Annotated in this window: 14 protein-coding genes; 10 read left to right on the top strand and 4 right to left on the bottom strand. The window is 53.6% G+C overall.

The genetic code is table 11. From position 1 onward, the window contains the following. Positions 1-19: 19 nt before the first annotated feature. Positions 20-628: a DUF2227 family putative metal-binding protein gene (locus AC0QKW_RS07930; RefSeq protein ID WP_473150522.1), complete on the top strand. Its 609-nt coding sequence runs from the start codon at positions 20-22 to the stop codon at positions 626-628. A 60-nt stretch (positions 629-688) separates the two neighbouring features. Here the strand turns inward: AC0QKW_RS07930 and AC0QKW_RS07925 are convergent, their stop codons facing one another. Then, positions 689-1,525: a hypothetical protein gene (locus tag AC0QKW_RS07925; protein WP_473150521.1), complete on the bottom strand. Its 837-nt coding sequence runs from the start codon at positions 1,523-1,525 to the stop codon at positions 689-691. A 1,076-nt stretch (positions 1,526-2,601) separates the two neighbouring features. On the opposite strand from AC0QKW_RS07925, the gene AC0QKW_RS07920 reads away from it, so the two are divergent. The 3 genes from AC0QKW_RS07920 (at position 2,602) to AC0QKW_RS07910 (ending at position 6,146) form a co-directional block, all read left to right on the top strand. After that, positions 2,602-2,835 carry a hypothetical protein gene (locus AC0QKW_RS07920; protein ID WP_473150520.1) on the top strand — a complete coding sequence of 78 codons (234 nt, stop codon included), beginning with the start codon at positions 2,602-2,604 and terminating at the stop codon, positions 2,833-2,835. A gap of 107 nt (positions 2,836-2,942) precedes the next feature. Next, positions 2,943-5,630 carry a primase-helicase family protein gene (locus tag AC0QKW_RS07915; protein ID WP_473150519.1) on the top strand — a complete coding sequence of 896 codons (2,688 nt, stop codon included), beginning with the start codon at positions 2,943-2,945 and terminating at the stop codon, positions 5,628-5,630. A gap of 189 nt (positions 5,631-5,819) precedes the next feature. Next, positions 5,820-6,146 carry a hypothetical protein gene (locus AC0QKW_RS07910; protein ID WP_473150518.1) on the top strand — a complete coding sequence of 109 codons (327 nt, stop codon included), beginning with the start codon at positions 5,820-5,822 and terminating at the stop codon, positions 6,144-6,146. A gap of 95 nt (positions 6,147-6,241) precedes the next feature. Here AC0QKW_RS07910 and AC0QKW_RS07905 read toward each other — a convergent pair whose 3' ends face one another. The 3 genes from AC0QKW_RS07905 to AC0QKW_RS07895 all read right to left on the bottom strand — a co-directional run bounded on the left by AC0QKW_RS07905 (position 6,242) and on the right by AC0QKW_RS07895 (position 11,885). After that, positions 6,242-7,084, bottom strand: a complete 843-nt coding sequence (locus AC0QKW_RS07905) for a site-specific integrase (protein WP_473150517.1) — start codon at positions 7,082-7,084, stop codon at positions 6,242-6,244. A 177-nt stretch (positions 7,085-7,261) separates the two neighbouring features. Further along, the gene (locus AC0QKW_RS07900; protein ID WP_473150516.1) at positions 7,262-10,384 is read right to left on the bottom strand and encodes an efflux RND transporter permease subunit; all 3,123 of its coding nucleotides are present in this window, start codon (positions 10,382-10,384) and stop codon (positions 7,262-7,264) included. 250 nt (positions 10,385-10,634) lie between these two features. Next, positions 10,635-11,885, bottom strand: coding sequence for an efflux RND transporter periplasmic adaptor subunit (locus AC0QKW_RS07895; protein ID WP_473150515.1), 1,251 nt, complete (start codon positions 11,883-11,885; stop codon positions 10,635-10,637). Between the two features lie 349 nt (positions 11,886-12,234). Here AC0QKW_RS07895 and AC0QKW_RS07890 point away from each other — a divergent pair, with 349 nt between their 5' ends. The 6 genes from AC0QKW_RS07890 (at position 12,235) to AC0QKW_RS07865 (ending at position 20,564) form a co-directional block, all read left to right on the top strand. Then, positions 12,235-13,083: an Npun_R2479 family HD domain-containing metalloprotein gene (locus AC0QKW_RS07890; protein ID WP_473150514.1), complete on the top strand. Its 849-nt coding sequence runs from the start codon at positions 12,235-12,237 to the stop codon at positions 13,081-13,083. A gap of 23 nt (positions 13,084-13,106) precedes the next feature. Beyond that, a complete protein-coding gene (locus tag AC0QKW_RS07885) occupies positions 13,107-14,147 on the top strand; it encodes an ABC transporter permease (RefSeq protein WP_473150513.1) in 1,041 nt (346 codons plus the stop codon). Positions 14,148-14,239: 92 nt separating this feature from the next. Beyond that, positions 14,240-16,150 (top strand): fumarate reductase/succinate dehydrogenase flavoprotein subunit, encoded by a 1,911-nt coding sequence (locus AC0QKW_RS07880; protein ID WP_473150512.1) that lies wholly within the window; start codon positions 14,240-14,242, stop codon positions 16,148-16,150. Between the two features lie 274 nt (positions 16,151-16,424). Next, the gene (locus tag AC0QKW_RS07875; RefSeq protein WP_473150511.1) at positions 16,425-17,321 is read left to right on the top strand and encodes a YihY/virulence factor BrkB family protein; all 897 of its coding nucleotides are present in this window, start codon (positions 16,425-16,427) and stop codon (positions 17,319-17,321) included. Positions 17,322-17,377: 56 nt separating this feature from the next. After that, positions 17,378-17,929, top strand: coding sequence for an adenylyl-sulfate kinase (gene cysC, locus AC0QKW_RS07870; protein ID WP_473150510.1), 552 nt, complete (start codon positions 17,378-17,380; stop codon positions 17,927-17,929). A gap of 289 nt (positions 17,930-18,218) precedes the next feature. Next, the gene (locus AC0QKW_RS07865) at positions 18,219-20,564 is read left to right on the top strand and encodes a tetratricopeptide repeat protein (protein WP_473150509.1); all 2,346 of its coding nucleotides are present in this window, start codon (positions 18,219-18,221) and stop codon (positions 20,562-20,564) included. The last annotated feature ends 9 nt before the right edge of the window (positions 20,565-20,573 follow it).

Genomic DNA, 20,573 nt, shown 5'->3' with positions numbered 1-20,573 from the left:
GTATTGACACCATAGCCGCTTGTTAGCGATAGCAAGCGGCTTTTTATTAGCTAAAGTAGCTTTAGAGGAATTTATGAGCAGTGGTAAGGTTCACGATCAAACGGTTTTCAATTTTAGTCTAGTGGTACTGGCTAGCGCTTTTGTTTTCAATCATCTAAATATGTTCCATTGGCTAGATGTGGTGATAGTCGCTATCGGGATTTCAAGCGGGTTATTGATGAGTCCAGATCTTGACTTGAGCGAAAACGCATGGAAAGGGGGTAGCAGCTACAAAGTAACGGCTTTAAGACGTTGGGGGCCATTGAGCGTTTTTTGGTTGCCTTACGGCCTAGCTATCCCTCATAGATCGTGGTTATCTCATGGTCTAGTCATTGGAACAGCTTTAAGGGTGTTTTACCTGTGGGGCATTGTCTACGGGCTAAGCCATGCACCATTTTTAGAGCGCTTTATAAGCCGTGAATACTTGCTTACAATCTGGCAGATATTCCCGTTTCAATTGTGGTTTATCGGCTTATGCATGGCTGATACTATCCACCTGTTTTTAGACGGTGGGAAAACCTCAAACCATGGCAAACCGTTTAAGAGCGGCAAAAGCGCTAGCAAGGGTAGCAAGCGGGGTAAGGGCTGATACCTATCTAAAGTAGCTTTAGTGACTCATCACAAAATTTTGTACTTGCAACAGTTACTCTTAATAGAAAAGTTTTATTATTAGCAAGGCGAATCTTTCTCTAACCCTAGAAAGCTGTTTATTCTCGATTATGAATCCAATCCCAAATTTATTAGTTTGCCAGAAAGCAACACCTAAAATTATATAAACTAATGCACTTTTGGCATGACTGACGAAAGAATAATCACCAGATGTAATAAGTAATTTGGATGGATCAATACCCAAGTAGCCATAGACTATCTTTTCCAATAAAAGCCCAAAAAAAGCTACTTCTAAAAAAAGAAAGCATATCGCCAAAACCCAAGTCAAAGCGAATGCAATTCTTTTATCTTCTGGAAAGTATTCGCTTTCTATAATTTCTTTACCCCCTATTACATCACCTTTGACTTTTATATCTATCGAATTATCCCAAGTATGAAAAAACTGGACTACACAACCATTCCCAAAAGAGAGATGAGAAAAATCAATGATAATGTTGTTTGCAGAATCATTCCGAAAACTAAAACCGCTTCTTTTACCTTTTTTCAAATCTATCAACATAGGCGAGTCAATTATTTTGTCTTCCAATATAATCCTTATAGGTTCTAAATCTGATATATCACTACCACGAATTACATCTCTGCCTTTGCTCCAGATCACAACCCTAGAAACGGCAAGGTTTTTGATCGGTTCTCCACGGTAAGATATTTGAAGACCGTCTATTTTATATTTAAGTTCTTCTATCAGTTTTTCTGTATTAGTCTGATAACTCAAAATCTTTTTCTTGTCTTGAAGCTTATAGATAGCATAAGAGATCAAAACGGAAATAAGGAGAGTTACTAAACCTTGATTGAGAAAATTCAACACCTGATTTTGCACAGAAAGAAGCTCCAAAACCTAGTTAACGCATAAGTTAGCCTGTTTTGAATCGTGTTGGTATTCCTTTGAAGCTTCAGAACGGCTTAGCTGCCATCTCAGCAGCTATTCAAACGGCTTGAAAGCGCTTTCAAGCCGTGATTCTGCGATCAAGCTTTAGTCCAAAATCTTCAGAACTGGACTAAAGCTACTTTATCGCTATGTGCCAGTTGATTGTGACAGTTTATACTTGACATTCATTGGAGACCATGTTAATCGCTTTCAGGCAGATTGAGAGCGGGCTTGATAAGGTTATCGGTGGCTACCAGGTTGATAGCGATAGAAAGCGCCTGAGAGCAGGGTAGCAGCGATTTCTAGGGGCTTTAGTCATAGAGAGCGGCTATCAGGATGACTAACGATTGAGAGCGCTTGTAAGGGGTTTTAGAGCGGCCTACTGGGTTAAGCCGGTTAAGAGTGTTTCAACCGGTTATCAAACCAATGGAAAGCGCCTGAGAGCCGCTTGATAGGGCTTTCTAGGGGCTTAGGGAATAGAGAGCGGCTATCAGTTGAGAGCGCTTGAACGGGCTTGTAAGCGGCTTTAGAGCGGGTGACAAATTGAACACGTTTGAGAGCCAAGCATAAATGCTTAGACTCAATGGCAAGTCGCTTGAACATAGATGAAAATCAATGGCTAGCCGCTTGGGGTTAAGCCGTGGGGGTGTTGTGGTCAAAATGTCCAAATGTCTGGATTCTAAGGGGGGTAAAAAGCTGCTAGATATCAAATTCTATTTTTTAGGTTTTATACATATAGAACTTAAAAGACATATCTTTTAATTTGCATGTAATTTAGGGGGTCTAGACATAGACATTTGGACATTTTTAATCGAAGAAAATCCACTTTTATTCTAAACAAAAAACGCTAAAGCTTATATATCAAGAGTTTCAGGATTAAACACATTTAACGATAGAAATTGCACCCTAAAAGCGTGAATGTTATTATGTATGTATCGAACAGAAAAACACACCCACGGCTTCACTTTTGAGCCAAGAAAAAGCGGGTTAAGTAATTTTACTCATTGACAAATTGAAGGAGATATGGTATGCCCCGTCCTAAAGGCCCAGAAAAGTTCTTAGTCTCGGTAACACTAGAGCGTGAACACGTTGAAGATCTTGAAATCATTAAAGAAATCTTCAACGGTGAAAAGTCGCTAACTGTTCGTAAGCTGATTGAAAGCTACAAAGAACAGAATCCCGATCTGTATGCCGTTTTGAAGTCTCAGCATGAACAAAATAAGATCCAACGTCAAATGATTGAAAACCTAGTAAGCGCCTAAAGCTACTTTAGTTTCATCACAGGCTTCAAAATCCCCAAGGTATCGATAAGCAATAAAAAACCGCTTGACTGGGCAGAAAAGCGGCTTTGTAATTAAGGATTAAATTAATGTTGCTCGAAAACAGCTCTCAAACTGTTACTAACATTGTAACACCTGAAAATCGAATTAACAACGTAAAAACCGAACAAAAATATCACGGTATCGTTGTTAAGCAACCGTTTCACAATGTTCTAGATCCACTTGTTTACGACGCGCTCGTTAAAGCTGGAACTGATTTCAAAACGTTAGATGATATCAAAAAGCGTATCAGCGCTAGATGGAATAAAGAAGCGCCTGAATACGCTAGCAACTCTAAACCCCATGACTACGCTCTTAGCCGCTTTGTAGGGGGCGTTAACAAGGGTACTAAGCCACTAGATGAGCTTGCTACCGTTGGGGAGTTTACAGCCGCTCAATGGGCACAGCTACGCGCTAAAGGTCATTCCTGCTACTTTACCCGGTTAGATGAACCCGTTATCAAGAGAGGGGATAACGTGAAAGGTCATAGCGCGTTTGTCATCGATATCGATAGCGCTACGCCTGAAACCATTACCTCGGCTTTAGAGAACAGTTTTGTTAAAGCCTATTGCCAGATCGTTGAAAAGTCTTTCAGATATACCGCTGAAAATCCTAAATATCACCTGATCACATTTCTAAACCGTGAAGTCGATAACACTGAATTGAAAATAATTTCAGGCATTATCAAGGAAAAATACGGTCTAGATGTTATCGCCCCTGAAAGTTCAAGCGGTCTTAGAATTTGGTTTGCCCCTGTCATCCCTGAAGCCGTTCAGTACGTTGAAACCGCTAGAGAGCTAGACGTTGATTTGTTTTTCAGTATCAATACTGAAACCGTCAAAAACCTGAAAGCAGCTTTACAGCCGCTCAAAACCACTAAAGTAGCTTTAGTTGGCCCTACCATCGATGCCAACACTACGGCAAAGATCAACCATGATATTTACTTGCAAGGGGTTAAACCCCGTTTTGATCACTTAAAAGCGACTACCGATTTAAGCGATGAACAAGCCCACACAAGCGCTCTCTATGAGTTTTTGAGCGATGTAGCGCCTATTGCCGGGTTTATGTTTCCTGAGGGTCAGCAAGCCGATTTTAGAGCCAATGGTATAACTTACGATTCTGAACCCGTTTCATATTCGATTGAGACTTGTAATCCTTTCCCAGACGATAGCCCTTTAGCTGAGGGTAGCGCTAGGGGTTTAACTACAGCCGTTTGGAATATTTTCTTGAATGAAGAAACCGGTTGTTACTGGCTTTCAGTTTTCTTGAGAAGCGACGAAAAGCGCTACAACTTTTTAGAGGTTTGCCGCTTATCAGATCCTATCTATCGTGATCTAACACCTGATACTAAAGCAGATCAGGAAAAGTTTAGAGAATTTGTAACGGTTCTCTATGAGACTCTAGGTTTTGACCCCTACAATTTTGGCACGGCTTCACCGCTACTACAGAAACAGCTTGAAAGCTGGGTAGTTCTTGGTTTTGATGATAAAACACCTTACTGGCACGTTAAACACGATCGTAAGCGGTCTGCTAGACGCTTAAACGCCAAGCTAACGCCTAAGGTTGCTAGGGGTATGCCCAAAGCATCAGATATGCTCGATCAAGATTCCAAAAAACATTTTGATGCTGTTGTCTACGCACCTGGTAAACCTAAGCTGATCTACAACACTAATTTTGTGAATGGTGAATTTGTAGAAGACTTTGAAACAAATCTCTATAACCTTTTCAACGAGTTCTATAAGCCTGATCGCGATTCTACCAACGATGAACCCAAGCGCTTTGTAGATCACGTTAGGCGTATGTATCCTGAAGATTGGTATCACGCTATTCAATGGATGAGCTACAGGCTTCAACATCCTGAGATTAAACTACCGTTTGCCATGGTTCAACACGGTAACAATGGGATCGGCAAAAATAGCATTCTATACCCGCTTGAAAAAGCTTTAGGAAATCAAGCGTTTACAATCACTCAAGATGTATTTGACAGCAAATTCACCGGTTGGATGTTTGGCAAAAGTTTGATCACGGTTAACGAGATTAAGCATACTGAACAGTTTGAAATCAACTCAAAAAACTACGTTGAAGCTAAAAATAAGACTTCAATAACAGGCAAGGGTAAGGATACAGTTGACTATTACGATTACTCAAACTACGCTTTCACAACCAATGAAATCGATTGTTTGAGACTTAATCCAACATCTAGACGCTTTCTAGTGCTATCAAGCGATCTTGATCCTAGAGATTTTGAAGCCGGTTACTTTACTGATTTTCATAAGTATATGACCGATGAAATGGATAGCATTTTAGCCTATCTCTATCATCCCGATCGCTTAGACGGGTTTGACCGTGAGAGAGCACCCATGACAACCGCTTTCCAACTCTTTTTAGAGTCTGGATTAGATGACAGTCAGAAAGCCGTTAAGCAAGCTCTAAACGCTCTCAAGTGCTCAGAAGTGGTTTCCTATGCTTCTTTAACTTCATTCAACTGCTACGATACTGAGTTTGATTTTAGTGATCTTAGAAGGATCGGACAGACTAAAGTTACCAGGATTCTAGAGAGCAAACAGTTTGGTTATGTCAAAGGGGGTAAAATTCAAGTCGGTGAAAACAAGCTTAGACATACTTGCCACTGTCTGAAAACTCTTGAACCAAAATCACCTGAATACAAGCAAGCTGTAAAAGCCTACAAAGCAATGTTCAGCAATTCTAAGCCTGTAGATATGTCTGAACAATTCTAAGCTACTAAACTACTTTAGTAAGTTAAAACCCCTGAAAGCGCTCTCCAACGCTCTCAGGGGTTTTTATTTATGAGAACCCTTTGCACACAACTATATAAAAATCAAGACAACTTAACCGGCTTAACACCCCAAAACAGAACTAAAGTAGCTTTAGTAATCTGCAAGCCGTTTGAAAGGGGTGTTAAACCGATGAGCGATATTTTTCACTATCTACTCAGTGGAGAGTATTTAGCAGATCAAGGTGAAAGTGATTATTTAGACTCATTAGAAAGGATTGATAAAGTAGCTTATAGTGCATTCAAAGGTTGCCTGAAAACGGCTAATGAGTTGCCTTTGTACGATCCTGACGCTATACCTTTATACAATGCCGATGTTGAAATTAATGAAGATGATTATCGTGTAGAGTTAACTACTGATCAGATGATAAGCGTTGCCACTGCAATGTTAAATTACAAAGGACAGATGGCTATTGTAAAAGCTATCGATGGGTTAAACCCTGATCTCAACCGCCGATAGCAAAAGCCCCTTGCAAGCGCTTTTCATTCTTGCAAGGGGCTTTCTGATCATATAATCAATCGCTTAATCGCTACCAAGCGATGAATCATTTGATCCTAGAAAAGCTCTGGTAGTGTTGCTTTCCTACTCTTATGTAGATATTGCTTAACCGTTGTATCAACGGTGCTATGGCCCATAAGATAAGCAATTGTAGTTATTGGGACACCAGCGTTCAGACAGTTTTGAGCAAAGCTATGTCTAAGCGCGTACAAGCATCTATGCTCAATTTCTAAGCCGCTTAAAATTGGTTTCCAAATTCTGTTAGATAGATTGTTGTCATCTATGCTCACACCTTTAGGCGATTTGAAAACCAGTTCATAATCACTTAACCGCCGATCTTTCAGCAGATTGTAAAGGCTATCTGACATTTCAAAAACGCGCTTATTGCCCGTCTTAGTCGATTTTCTACGACGTTTACGGCTTGATGTACCACCGTCAAGACCACGGGCTAAAACGCTCTCGATAACAATTAAACGCCCCTGTAAGTCGATATGAGAACCTTGTAAGCCTATAGCCTCAGCCGGTCTACAGCCTGTAAGAGCTAAAAAGTGGATGAATGCCCCATAGTGACTATGCTTGAAAGCGCTTGAAGGTGGCTTAAAAGTGTCTTGATAGAAAGCGTCTAGGATCTTTCGTATCTCTTTAGGGCTTAGAGGGTAACGCCTAGGGTGATCGGGGTAACGCTTTCTAGGCACCTTAGAAGGGGTGTTAACGGGCTTGTAAGCCTCTATCGAACCCTTGAACTGGCCTAGGGCACAATCAAGCCTGATAGCGTCTAGCAGCCTGTTAGCAGCCAGTAAGCCGATCGGATCGCTCTCTAATCCTAAAGCCGTTCTGTATCTCTTACCTGCTATAAGCCCGTGAAAGTATAACTTGCTACCACGTTCTACGATTTTCATACTGAGTCAGAATTGTGTCACAACAGTGACTCAAAGCTGACAAGCTGTTTCAAAAGCCTTATAAAACAGGGGTTAAGGCCGTGGCATCATGCTTGGGAAGCTGACGTTCTACCACTGAACTACACCCGCATAGGTGCCGCTGGGCAAGCGCGTTGCCAACGGACTCCTATTATAGGGCTATTTGCTCAACGTATATTCCTTCGGCGAAGTTTCTGGGGTAGAAGGCGGGGTGGGGTCGCCGTCGTGGCCACGAAAGCGGCCAAACAGCTTGGCGATCGCCCCATTCACCTGCTCAATGTAGGTAAACAGGACTGGCACCACCACCAGCGTTAGCAGCGTCGAGGTGGTAAAGCCGCCGATCACTGCGATCGCCATCGGACTCCTCGTCTCGCCTCCGGCCCCAATTTCCAGGGCAATGGGCACCATCCCCGCCATGGTCGAGATTGAGGTCATCAAAATCGGGCGCAGGCGGGTTACCCCTGCTTCTACAACCGCTGCCTTGCGCGATTTGCCCTGCTGCAAGGCCATCAGCGCGTAGTCCACCAGCAGAATGGCGTTTTTGGTCACCAGGCCCATCAGCAGCACAATGCCGATCAGAGCAAACAAGCCCAGGGGTTTTTGGGCAAGCAGCAAGGCCATCAGCGCCCCACCCACCGACAGGGGCAAGGCCGCCATCACCGCCACCGGATAGATAAAGCTGTTATACAGCAGCACCAGCACCGCAAAAATCATCAGCACCGCTGTGGCCAGAGCTAGGGCAAAGCGGCCAAAAATATCCCGCATGATCTCGGCATCCCCGGCAGGCTGCTGGGTGACCCCGGTGGGCAGGTTCTGCATGGTAGGCAGCGCGTCTACCAGGGCGAGCCCCTGGCCTAGGGTGATGCCCTGGAGGTTGCCGCCAATAGTGACCTGGCGAGAGCGATCAAAGCGATCGATTTGGGCGGGGCCGCTGCCAAAGCGCACATCGGCCACCGCCGAGAGGGGCACCAGGCCGCTATTTTGGCTGGGCACTTGCAGGGTTTCAAGCAGGGTGGGGTCATCGCGAAAGGCCGGGTCGATCTGCACGCGAATGGGAATTTGTCGGTCTCCCAGGTTGAAGTCGGCCAAATTGGCGTCGGTGTCGCCCAGGGTGGCGAGGGAGGCAGTGGCGGCGATCGCCTGCACCGTCACCCCCAGATCCGCCGCCCGCTCCATATCGGGCACAATCTGCACCTCGGGGCGCACTAGACTGGCGCTAGAGCTCACGTCTACCAGTCCCGTCACGCCGCGCATCTCGCGGGTCAGCGAGTCTGATGCCTGACGCAGCGCCTGCGGGTCATCACTCTTCAGCACCACAGTCAGGTCTTTGCCCTCCCCCGAGGCGCCACTACCCTGAAAGGTAATCCGCGCACCCGGCACCTGCTGAAAGATATCTCGGGCCTGCTGCTCAAACTGCCCCTGGGAGAGATCGCGCTCATGCTTCGGCCGTAGACGGGCGTAGAGGGTCGCCTGGTTAACGCCGTCATCACCGCCCTCGGTAGACAGCACCGTTGCTACCGCCGGATTGCCCAACAGCCCCTCAGTCACCTGGGTCGCCACCCGTCGGGTATCGGCCAGGGTCGCCCCCGGCGGCAGCTCTACCGAAACCGTAGACAGGCCCGAGTCGCTACTGTCGAACAGGTTGGTAGGAATATAGGGTACCAGCCGCAGGCTACCCACAAAGAAAATCAGCGCCATGGCCAGGGTCAGCCCCCGGTGCCGCAGCGCCCAGCCCAGCAGACGACGGTAGGGGCCGGGCCTGCCGCTGTAGGCCTCCATCGACTCGCCCTCCAAAATGGTGCGGGGCTTAGCTTTGAGCAGATAGGCCGCCATCATCGGCGTCACCAGCCGCGCCACAATGGTCGAAAACACCGTCGCCGTCACCACGGTCACCCCAAAGGGCTGAAAAAACTGGCCCGGAATGCCCCCCATGAAGGCCACCGGCAAAAACACCGCCACAATGGTGGCGGTCGTCGTCACCACTGCCAGCCCCACCTCCGCTGTTGAGTCGAGCGCCGCCTGAAACGGGCGCTTACCCATGCGAATGTGGCGCTCCACATTCTCAATTTCGACGATCGCATCGTCGACCAAATTGCCCACAGCCAGGGTCAGGGCCAGCAGGGTCATGCTGTTGAGGGTGTAGTCAAACCAGCCCAGCACTAAGAAGGTGGGAATAATCGACAGGGGCAGCGCCGTGGCGGTAATCAGCGTCGCTCGCCAGTCGCGCAAGAAAACACCCACCACCACCACCGCCAGCACACAGCCCATAATCAGCGCGTCGATCGAGGCCTGGTACGAGTCGCGAATCTCGGTGGCGCGGGTAAATATCAGCTCGATGTCCACATCCTCGGGCAGGGTCTCATTGAGCCGGGCCACTACCGCCTCTACCCCGTCTTCCACCGACACCAAAACGCTGCCGGTGCTGCGATAGATCGAAAACGCCACCACCGGCTGGTTGCCCAGATTAGCTGACTGGCGCGCTTCTTGAAAACCGCTCTCGACCTGACCCAGGCTGGTCAGAGGCACCGTGGTGCCGTTGGGCAGCACTATGCGGGCCGACTGAAACGCCTCAACGGTAGGGGCACTGCCCAGGGTACGAAAGCTCTGCTCTTGACCGCCTAAAGTAGCCCGCCCGCTGGGCAGGTTAATATTCAACGCCCCAATCTGGTCATTTACCTGGGTGGCGGTAATGCCCAGGGCATTGAGCTGTTCAGGGTCGAGGTCAACGCGAATCTCCGGATCCACGCCGCCGACTCGATCTACCCGCGCCACCCCCGGCACGGTGAGAATCTCCTGGCTAATGGTGCGATCGACCAGGTCGCTGAGTTCTTCCACCGATCGCGACTCAGAGTTGACCGCATAGGTCATCACCACACCGCCGCCAAACTCCAGCCGCCGAATCACCGGTTCCTGAATGCTGCCCGGCAGGTCTTGGCGAATTCGCGTCACCGCGTCGCGCACGTCGTTAGTGGCCCGATCGACATCAGTGCCGAGCATAAACGAGATCACGGTATTCGAAGATCCATCCCGCACGGTGGAGCGGATCTCGTCGATATCGCCCAGTCCGGCGACAGCATCCTCAATTTTGCGAGTCACCTGGTTTTCTAGTTCTTCTGGCCCTGCCCCGGTCTGGGTGACGGTCACAGTGATCGCAGGAAACTCGATGTTGGGGTTTTCGTCAATGCCCAACTGGCCAAAGGCAATCAGCCCGCCCAGGGTCAGCACTAAAAAGCCGACAATCACTGGAATGGGGCGACGAATAGACCAGACGGAGAGATTCATGGAGGAGAGGAATAGTTAGGTGGGCGGGCGGAGAGTGAATCGGTGAAGGGGGGAGATGGGGAGGAATGGGGCGGCCTGTCTTCTCCTGAGAAGGATGCCCAACGGGCTAGGTGGGTCAGTTGTAGGGTGCATAGCGCTAAGGAGAGGCGCCGCCAACGGGAAGCAATGCACCAGAATCATCATTAGCAAGCCATTGGCTCAGGACGATTTTGCGATGAGAAATTGGGTGCATTGCTGGCGCGAATGCACCCTACGGGACGACCGTTACCACATCGCCGTCCTGTAAGAATCCGACGCCGGAGATGACCACCTGTTCCCCAGACGCCAGCCCCTGGAGCACTTCGACCTGGGCGGTTTCGTCGCCGCTGGCGGCAATGCGGTTGCCCAGATCCACTATGCGTGCCTCCACCACGTCACCCTCGCCCAGCACAAACACCTGGGTAGTGCCGTCGGGCTGGGGTTGCAGGGCAGCAGCCGGAATCGTCAGCCCCTGGCGCGAGCTGGTGGTAATGTCGCCGCGCAGAAAAATGCCGGGCCGCAGCAGATCGCTGGCGGGCAGCGACACATTGACGATCGCCACCCTGGTCGCCGCATCGACCACCGGGTCAATCGTCTGCACCGTACCCTGAAGCTGGATGCGACTGTCGGCATTGGCGGTGACGGTGACCGGGGCACCGATCGCCACCCGGTCGAGCTGGGCCTGGGGCACCTCGGCCGCCAGCTTGAGCTGATTGTTTTGAATCAGGGTGATGATGGGGGTGCCGGGGGCTGAGACATCGCCCACGGTGGCCTGGCGTTCGGCCACTGTGCCAGCGACAGGGGCGCGCACGGTGGTTTGGGTGAGCTGGGTTTGTAGGCGATCGATCGCGGCCTGCTGCGATCGCACCCCCGCCTCAGCGCTCTCCACCTCGGCCCGCGCCAGGCCAACCGATTCTTGAGCGGTAATCACCTGGGTCTGCTGACGGGTAAACTCTTGCTGACTAATTGCGCCCTGCTCAGCCAAAGACCGCAGGCGCTCTAGGTTTTGCTGGGCCTCTGCCAGGCTGGCCTGGGCCTGGGCGAGCCCCGCCCGCCGCTGGGTCACCTGGGCCTGGGTGACCGAGAGCTGAGCCTGGGCCTGGCGCAGATCGGCTTGCAGGGTGGCGTCGTCTAGGGATGCGATCGCCTGCCCAGCACTGACCACATCGCCCTCGCGCACCAAAATCTGGCGGATCTGCAAACCGCTGGCCTGGGGGGCGATCGACAGCAGATCGATCGCCTGCACCGTGCCATTGATAGCCAGAGTATCGGCGACCGTTGCCGGGGTGGCGGTGGCTACCGTCACCGTCTGGGTAGCCACCGCCGGGGGCGGTGCCGCCGCCTCTGGCGAAGCAGCCTCCCTGCCGCCCAAAAGCTGAGTACCGGCCAGGGTCAGCAGCACCCCTGCCCCTAGGCCCACCCCCAGACCAGCCCATCGGCGCGGGGGTTGCCGATCGGGGCTCACATCGCTGTAGGGGGTCACTGTCTTATCCTCCGAAGCAACAGATGTGGCCTCTAGCGGGTTAGAGGGATGGAGATTTTGCACAGACATACGCTCAGGGCTAACGGCCAGGTAAGTTACGAAATGTTTATTTTCCCATTATGGCGTAAAGCCTGTCGCCCTTGGAAACGCCTATGTCTCAAGGATATTGGCCCTTGTCCTAGCCTTGGGTAGCCAAATTGCATCGGTTTAACTGACTCCAATCACACACTCAAATGGGGAAGGTTTGGTCTAATAGCAAAATGTATCTGGGGCTGTTGCGCCCGGCCACCGTCACTGATTAACCGCTCTCTCCGCCAATTGTTCGACTTCACAAAGGCAGGTCTTGGGAATGTTTAACGCCACCGAAATCCTCATCAGTGACTTTGTAGACAAGCTGCGGGCTGGGTACCACCGCACCTACGGTGGCCAAAACCCCGACTACGAAGACATCATCGCCTGGGCCGGCAGCATGGCGCTGGAAAATATTGCCAATAGCGACGCTCTCTACCACAACGTCGAGCACACCGTGTTGGTGGCCTTAGTGGGCCAAGAAATTTTGCGGGGCAAGCATATCCGCGAGGGCGGCGTCACCTGCAAAGACTGGATGCACTTTATTATTTCCCTGGTCTGCCACGACATTGGCTATGTCAAGGGCGTCTGTCGCAGCGACCAAGACCGCAACCACCTCTACTCCACCGGCCAGGGCGATGACATGGTGCCGCTAAAGCCCGGCGCTTCAGATGCGGCCCTCACGCCCTACCACGTAGACCGAGGCAAGCGCTTTATCGAAGAGCGCTTTGGTGGCAACCCGGTAATCGACTCCAAAATCATCAAGCGCAACATCGAGCTGACGCGCTTTCCGGTGCCCAAAGAAGAAGACCACCAAGACACTCAGCACTTTCCTGGTCTGGTGCGCGCCGCCGACCTGATTGGCCAGCTCAGCGACCCCCGCTACCTAAAAAAAATTGGGGCGCTGTATTACGAGTTTGAAGAAACCGGCCAAAACAAGTATCTCAACTATGAGCACCCCGGCGATCTGCGGGCCAACTACCCCAAGTTTTACTGGAATGTGGTGCACCCCTACATCCAGGACGGGCTACGCTATCTGTCACTCACCCAAGAAGGCAAGCAAATAATTGCTAACCTCTATTCAAATGTGTTTATGGTGGAGAACGAGCAAACCGTAATTCACACCTGACCTGCTCCTAATTCAATCGGCCTATGACCTGGTGGCGAAAGTTTAAGACCAATCGACTGGCTCAGCTGGGGGCGGTTCTGCTGATCGTGCTCTACGGCGTGTCGCTGGGGGCAGGGTTCTTTGCTCCCTATAGCCCCTACGCTTCTCAGCCCAACGGGTCGCTGCTGCCACCCACCCAGGTCTACTGGCGTGACGGCGAGACTGGGCGATTTTTTCCCCATGTCTACCCCACTACCCAAGGGGCAGTCAGCCTAGAAACCGGAGAGCGGCAGATCGTTGTCGATCGCACCCAGCCCTCCCCCATTCGCATCTTCCACCGCAACGAGCAGGGGCGACTTACCCTGTTTGATACGGCTGGCCCAGGCAAGCTCAACCTGCTGGGCACCGACGAGCAGGCCCGCGATCAGTTCAGCCGCCTGATTCACGGCAGCCGGGTCAGCCTCAGCGTGGGGCTGATTGGCATTGCCATCTCGTTTCCGCTGGGCATGCTGGTGGGGGGCATGGCGGGCTACTTTGGCGGTGCGGTCGATGGCGTGCTCATGCGCTTTGTGGAAGTGCTGATGACGATTCCTAGCATTTATTTGCTGGTGGCCCTAGCGGCGGTGCTGCCAGCGGGCATCTCTAGCACCCAGCGATTTATGCTGATCGTGCTGATCACCTCGCTGGTGGGTTGGGCGGGGCTGGCGCGGGTGATTCGCGGTCAGGTGCTATCGATCAAAGAGCGGGAGTTTGTGCAGGCCAGTAAGGTAATGGGGGGGCGATCGCTCTACATCATCACCCGCCATATATTGCCCCAGACGGCCAGCTATGGCATTATCGCTGCCACCCTGGCGATTCCCAGCTTTATTTTGGCAGAGGCGACCCTGAGCTTCATTGGCCTCGGTATTCAGCAGCCCGACGCCTCCTGGGGCAACATGTTGACCCTGGCAACCAATGCTTCTATTTTGGTGCTGCAACCCTGGCTGGTGTGGCCCCCAGCGATCTTGATTGTGATTACGGCCCTAGCCTTTAACCTGCTGGGCGATGGCCTGCGCGATGCGCTAGATCCGCGAACGCTGAAGTAGTCGAAGGAGCGGCGGCGGCTGGCTTCAGGGCTCCATCCTAGAATAAGGGCCTAAAATAAGGACACACACCGCGCCTCATCAGCCCTTACCCCATGCTCGACCCCCGCATTCCCGCTGGCCCACTCAACCAAAAGTGGAGCCACTTCAAAGAGCACTGCCGCCTGGTCAGCCCCAAAAACAAGCAGAAACACACCATTTTGGTAGTGGGCACAGGGTTGGCGGGGGCTTCGGCGGCGGCGACTCTAGCGGAGCTGGGCTACAACGTCAAAAGCTTTTGCATTCAAGACTCGCCCCGGCGCGCCCACAGCATTGCGGCCCAGGGGGGCATTAATGCGACAAAAAACTACCCCAACGACGGCGACAGCGTGTGGCGGCTGTTCTACGACACCATCAAAGGGGGTGACTACCGCTCGCGCGAGGCCAATGTGCACCGGCTGGCGGAGATCAGCAGCAGCATTATCGACCAGTGCGTGGCCCAGGGCGTACCCTTTGCGCGGGAGTACGGGGGGCTGCTCGACAACCGTTCTTTTGGTGGAGCCCAGGTGTCGCGCACCTTCTACGCCCAGGGCCAGACCGGGCAGCAATTACTCCTGGGGGCCTACAGCGCCATGATGCGCATGGTACAGGCGGGCAAGATCGAGGTCTACTCGCGTCGCGAAATGCTGGAGCTGGTGGTGGCTGATGGCAAGGCGCGGGGCATTGTGGTGCGCAACCTGGTGACGGGAGAATTTGAGCGCTACGCCGGCGATGCGGTGCTGCTGTGTACAGGGGGCTACGGCAATGTCTATTACCTCTCCACCAATGCCAAAAATTCTAATGTAACGGCGGCCTGGCGCTGCCATCGGCGGGGGGCCTACTTTGCCAACCCTTGCTATACGCAGATTCACCCCACCTGCATTCCGGTGTCGGGCGATTACCAGTCAAAACTCACCCTAATGAGTGAGGGTCTGCGCAACGATGGGCGGGTGTGGGTGCCGCTAAAACCGGGGGATAGCCGCCACCCCGCCGACATTCCCGATGGGGAGCGCGACTACTATCTAGAGACCCGCTACCCGGCCTTTGGCAACCTGGTGCCCCGCGATGTGGCCTCGCGCAACTCTAAGGCGATGACCGACGAGGGGCGTGGGGTAGGTGAAACCGGGCTGGCAGTGTATTTAGATTTTCGCGATGCCATTCAAGCCCAGGGTCGCAACACCATCGCCGCCCGCTACGGCAACCTATTCGACATGTACGAGCGGATCTCGGGTGAAAACCCCTACGAAACGCCCATGCGCATCTACCCCGCCGTGCACTACACCATGGGCGGTCTGTGGGTTGACTACCACTTGATGAGCACGATCCCCGGATTGTTTGTGCTGGGTGAGGCCAATTTCTCTGACCACGGGGCCAATCGGCTGGGGGCCAGTGCGCTGATGCAGGGGCTGGCGGATGGCTATTTTGTCATTCCCTACACCCTGGGTGACTATATTGCGGGGCAGTCGTTCTCGCCTGTGACGACTGACGACGATGCCTTTGGGGAGGCGGAGGCCAGCGCTAAGGCGCGGGTGACTAAGCTGCTGAGCATCCAGGGCGAAAAAACGGTGATGGAGTTTCACCGGGAGCTGGGCCGGATTGTGTGGGACTACGTGGGTATGGCGCGGAACCGGGAGGGGCTGGAGAGTGCGATCGCCCAGATTCAAGACCTACGCACCGAGTTTTGGCAAAACCTCAAACTCCCTGGCGAGGCCAACACGCTCAACAAAAACCTGGAGTTTGCGGGCCGCGTAGCCGACTTTATTGACCTGGCCGCGCTGATGGCGCGAGATGCCCTCCAGCGCGAAGAATCTTGCGGTGGCCACTTTCGGGAGGAGTACCAAACCGCCGACGGTGAGGCCCAGCGCGACGACGAGCACTATGCCTTTGTGGCGGCGTGGGAGTATGCGGGTGAGGGGCGATCGCCAGAACTCCACCGCGAAAATCTCGACTTTGAAAACGTCCAGCTCACCCAGCGCAGCTATAGATAACTTGTTTCATTGGGGCGGGTCAACGGTTGGGTCTGCCTGGGAAAGCGGCACGCATTTTTTTGTACCCATGCGCTACTTTTTGAGTTTTGTGCCAATGTAAGTAGCTGGCACGGCAATCCAGCGAGTAGACAGGGTCGATACAATGAGAAGGCGACTGGCACGGTTTGAACAATGGCAATGGTCTCGGGAACTAGCCCAGCAGTGGATTAACTTAGCGATCGCGGCCATGCTCAATTTTTTGAAGCATAGGGTCAGGCATTCAGCTTGGACAAAGTTGATTGGCCGCACCCTGATGAAGTGGCAGCAGGACGACTGCCTCGAAATGGGGGCAGCGCTGGCCTACTACGGCCTGTTTTCGATGTTCCCGATGATTTTGGTGTCGCTGAGCATTGTGGGTTTTTTGATTGGCCCCAGCACCGATGCCTACAATGCGGTGCTTAACTTTGCCCAAGAGACCCTGCCCCCCGACGCCTTTCCCTTGGTGCAGGCGACGCTGACTGAGTTTTACACGGGCCGCACCAGCGCCAGCATTGTAGGCTTTGGCATTCTGCTGTTTACCTCCGGCGGTTTTTTTGGGGCGCTGAGCCGCTCCTTTGACAAAATTTGGCATACCAAGCCTCGGCACCACCGCTTTGATGGGTTTGGGGAAGTAGCGTTTATCTTTGTATGGCGGCGGTTGTTGGCGTTTTTGCTGGTGATGGGTGCCACCAGCCTGATCTTTTTGTCACTGCTGAGCAATATTGCCCTTAACACCGTCAGTCGTCTGCTGGAAGGGGTAAACCAGTGGGTGATGGTGGTCGGTCTTGACCAGGTGCAGCTGCTGTCGTCGCTGCGCCTGAGCATTTCGTTTGTGACGCTAACCATAGTGGTGATGGTGCTCTACAAAACGTTGCCCAGCACCCGGGTGGCCTGGCGAGATGTCTTTTTAGGGGCGCTGTTTACGGCAGTGCTATGGCTCATTTTGCAACAGCTGATCAGCAATAGTGTGATTAGCCTGGGCAGCCGGTTTAGCTCCTACGGCGTGGTCGGCGGTGTCATGGTGCTGATGCTGTGGATTTACCTCACCAGCCAGATTTTCTTTTTGGGGGGTGAGTTGACTTACGTATACGCTCACCTGTTTGGCAGTCGCAAGGGGCAGAAAAAGCTGGCGGCTAGGGTGGGTGACCGGTAAGTGGTTTAATTTATAGTGCAGTTAGGGCCGGTAGGCCGGTATTAGGAGTTAGGTTAATGGCAGCAGCACAGCGCGGGGTCACCATTTGGTTTACGGGTCTGAGCGGCTCGGGCAAGTCGACCATTGCTACGGCCTTAGAAGCTGAACTGCGCCAGCGAGGCTGTCAGCTGGAGGTGCTCGACGGTGACATTGTGCGCACCAACCTCACCAAGGGGCTAGGCTTTAGCAAAGAAGACCGGGATGAAAACATTCGCCGCATTGGCTTTGTCTCTCACCTGCTGACTCGCAACGGGGTGGTGGTGCTGGTATCGGCGATCTCGCCCTACCGCGAAGCGCGGGAAACGGTGCGCGATCGCATCGGCGACTTTGTCGAAGTCTTTGTCGATGCCCCCCTCTCTGTCTGCGAAGATCGCGATGTCAAGGGTCTCTACAAGAAAGCTAGATCAGGCGAAATCAAGCAGTTCACCGGCATTAGCGACCCCTACGAAGCCCCCCTCAACCCCGAGGTGCACTGCCACACCGACCAGCAAACCGTCGCAGAAAGCGTCGCCCAGGTGATCGCCAAACTCGAAGCGCTGGGCTATCTGGCCACCGCCGCTGTAGTTTAGCTCAGCTGATTTCCAAGGTCGGTGCTCGCGTTGGGGTGGCTGAGTCTGCCCCCGATTCAGCAGGGCGCACAGCTGTGCGCCCCTACAGGTTGGCCAGTTGAGAATCCGGGGGTATGGAATTCGGATGCGGTACGAGGCGGCCCGCCGGGAGAGCATTGGGTGGAGGCGATGCAAAACTATCCTGATGGCGCGATCGCCCTCTGAAGATTAAAACAGTAGCGGTGTAGCCCCCCTGACGCCCCCTCAGTCACCGCAACGCCCAGCGTGTTCGATCATCAGGGGTACTAACGTGGCTGATAATCATTGGTTGACAAGGGCCGAAAAGGCTCTGGTGGTGGGTTCTGGCGTCGGTGCGATCGCCTCGGTAGCGGCGCAAAATGTGGCCCTGGCGTCTGCCCCCCTAACGGTGTTGGCGGCGGTGGGGTTGCTCAATCGCAACCGGGTTGAGCAGCAGCTAGAAGACGCCCAAGAAAAACTGGTGCGCCAGCACCGGCAAACTAGTCGTCGCATCACCAATCTGAGCAAACAGGTGACGGCGCTACCTTCTCCCGAGGCGCTGACCAACTTTCAGCGGGCGGTGCTCGATCGCAACAACCATTCATTCATTCGTTTCTCAAACAAACTCAAGGCGCTGCAGATTCATGTTGACGAGCAGATCGAAGGGCTGCAAACGCCCGATCTAGCGCCTGTGCAGCGACAGATTACCCAGCTGCAAGATCAGTCCACCACGACCCAGGCTAGCCTTGAGCACCTCAGCACCTATATGCAGCGGCTAGCCACTGTCGTCCGAGTCGAGGCTGATGAAGCAAAGCTTTCTCACGTTAAGACTGATCTGATGCAAACTCGGGTCAGTCTCGAAAACCTGCGGGCTGAGACCCGTACCCTGACGACCCAGCTGCAAGATGCGGTGGGACAGATGGAACGCCGGTGGCAAGACCTGCCCCAGACACCCCCACCCGATCGCCAGCGGGCTGAAATGGCAGAAATGATCAAGGCGATCGCCCACCTGGTGCCCCAGACTGAGTTTAGCCGTCTCGTCGACCATGTCAAAGAGATTACCCGGCAGCAGGGCCGCCTGGAGCAAGCCTTGACCAAAATTCCGGTGGGGACGGTGAGCGGCATGCCCAACGATACCCCCCAGGTCAATACCGCCGATCTAGATCGACTGATGGCCGAAGTGCAACATCTGCAACAGCAGGTCAATCGCCAGGCTACCGCCGGCCACACCCAGGAGCATGTCCAGCAGGTGGTGTCGCAGTATTTGGGCCAGGTGAGAGCCCAGGTTGCTCAGCTAGAAGGGGTGACGCGATCGCTCTCCGACCGCCAGCAGCACCTGGCCGAACACCTGGGCAACATTCCTGCTTCTACCACCAACCGCAAGGCGCTGGTACAGCTAGCTCAGCGAGTGCAGCAGACCGAGGCTGACCTCCAGGAGCTGCGCCAGGCTACCCCGGCCCCCAGCCCGGCCTGGATTTTGGATCTGCCGGTGACGACGGCCACCGAACCCCAGCCCCTGGCCAGTCGCCAGGCGCTTGAGCAGGCTCTTGACTCAGCCCAGCGGCGGGTGCTGTTGGTGTGGCCCTGGGCCAGCTATGTCACCATTGACGATGGCTTGCTGAAAAAATTTACCCAGCTGCTCGATCGCGGCGGCCAGCTCGAAATTGGCTGGTGCCACCGGGGCGACCAGCATGATGGCCGTCTGACCTGGCGCATCAGCCAGCGCTGGGGCACCGAGTCGAGCCAGCTCCAGCTGCTCAAGGCGTCGTTAAACCAGCTGCTGCCCCTGCGGGAAAACTACCCCGATCGCTTCAAGTTTCGGGTTATGGGCGCGGCAGAGAGCTACCTGGTGTGCGACAGCGGCAACACTGCGCCCGCCGACCGCACCTACGCCATTGTCGGCCTCAAAGCCCTGCCCACCCAGAGTGCGGCCATTCCCAATCTGGAGGCTAAACTGCGCACCGCCGAACCGGCGGTGGTGCAGGCGCTGATGCAGCGGTTCCACGATCCGGTGATTCCCCCAGGGGATGTGACGGCCTTCTTTAACCGGGGCACCACCCGCCACGACCTGCGCGACCAGCCCGGTGCCATCAGCGACTATAGCCAGGTGATCGCCCTGGCACCCGACCACGCCATTGCCCTCAACAACCGGGGGGTGGCCCAGCTCGAGCTCAACCAGCTCGATGCTGCCGAGGCCGATCTGACAGAGGCCATCGACCAAAATCCGCGCTTGTTTGCCCCCTACTGCAACCGGGGCTGGCTACGCCTAGAGCAGCGCCGCTACCCCGCCGCGATCGCCGACTTTACCCAGGCCATTACCCTCAAGCCCCACCTGCCCATGGCCTACGTCTACCGGGGCAGCGCCCTGCAAAAGCTGGGCGATCTCAAGGGGGCCGTGCGCGACTACAGCGATGCCATCGCCTGCGGCGACCCCATTGCCCTGCCCTACTGCTACCGCAGCGCCGTCTACCAGAGCCAGGGCGATCAGGCGCGGGCGATCGCCGACCTAGAGCGGGCCAGCGCTTACCTAGAGGCCCAGGGCGATCGCCAAGGTCTGACCTCGGTGCAGCGCACTCTCAGCCGCTTGCAAAGCATGGCGGCAGCGGGGGTAGGGGATATGGGGAGAGGGCTAGGGTGAGGGCGGATC

It is taken from the genome of Pseudanabaena sp. PCC 9330 (genome assembly GCF_055795045.1).
This window is presented reverse-complemented; position numbering and strand designations above follow the sequence as displayed.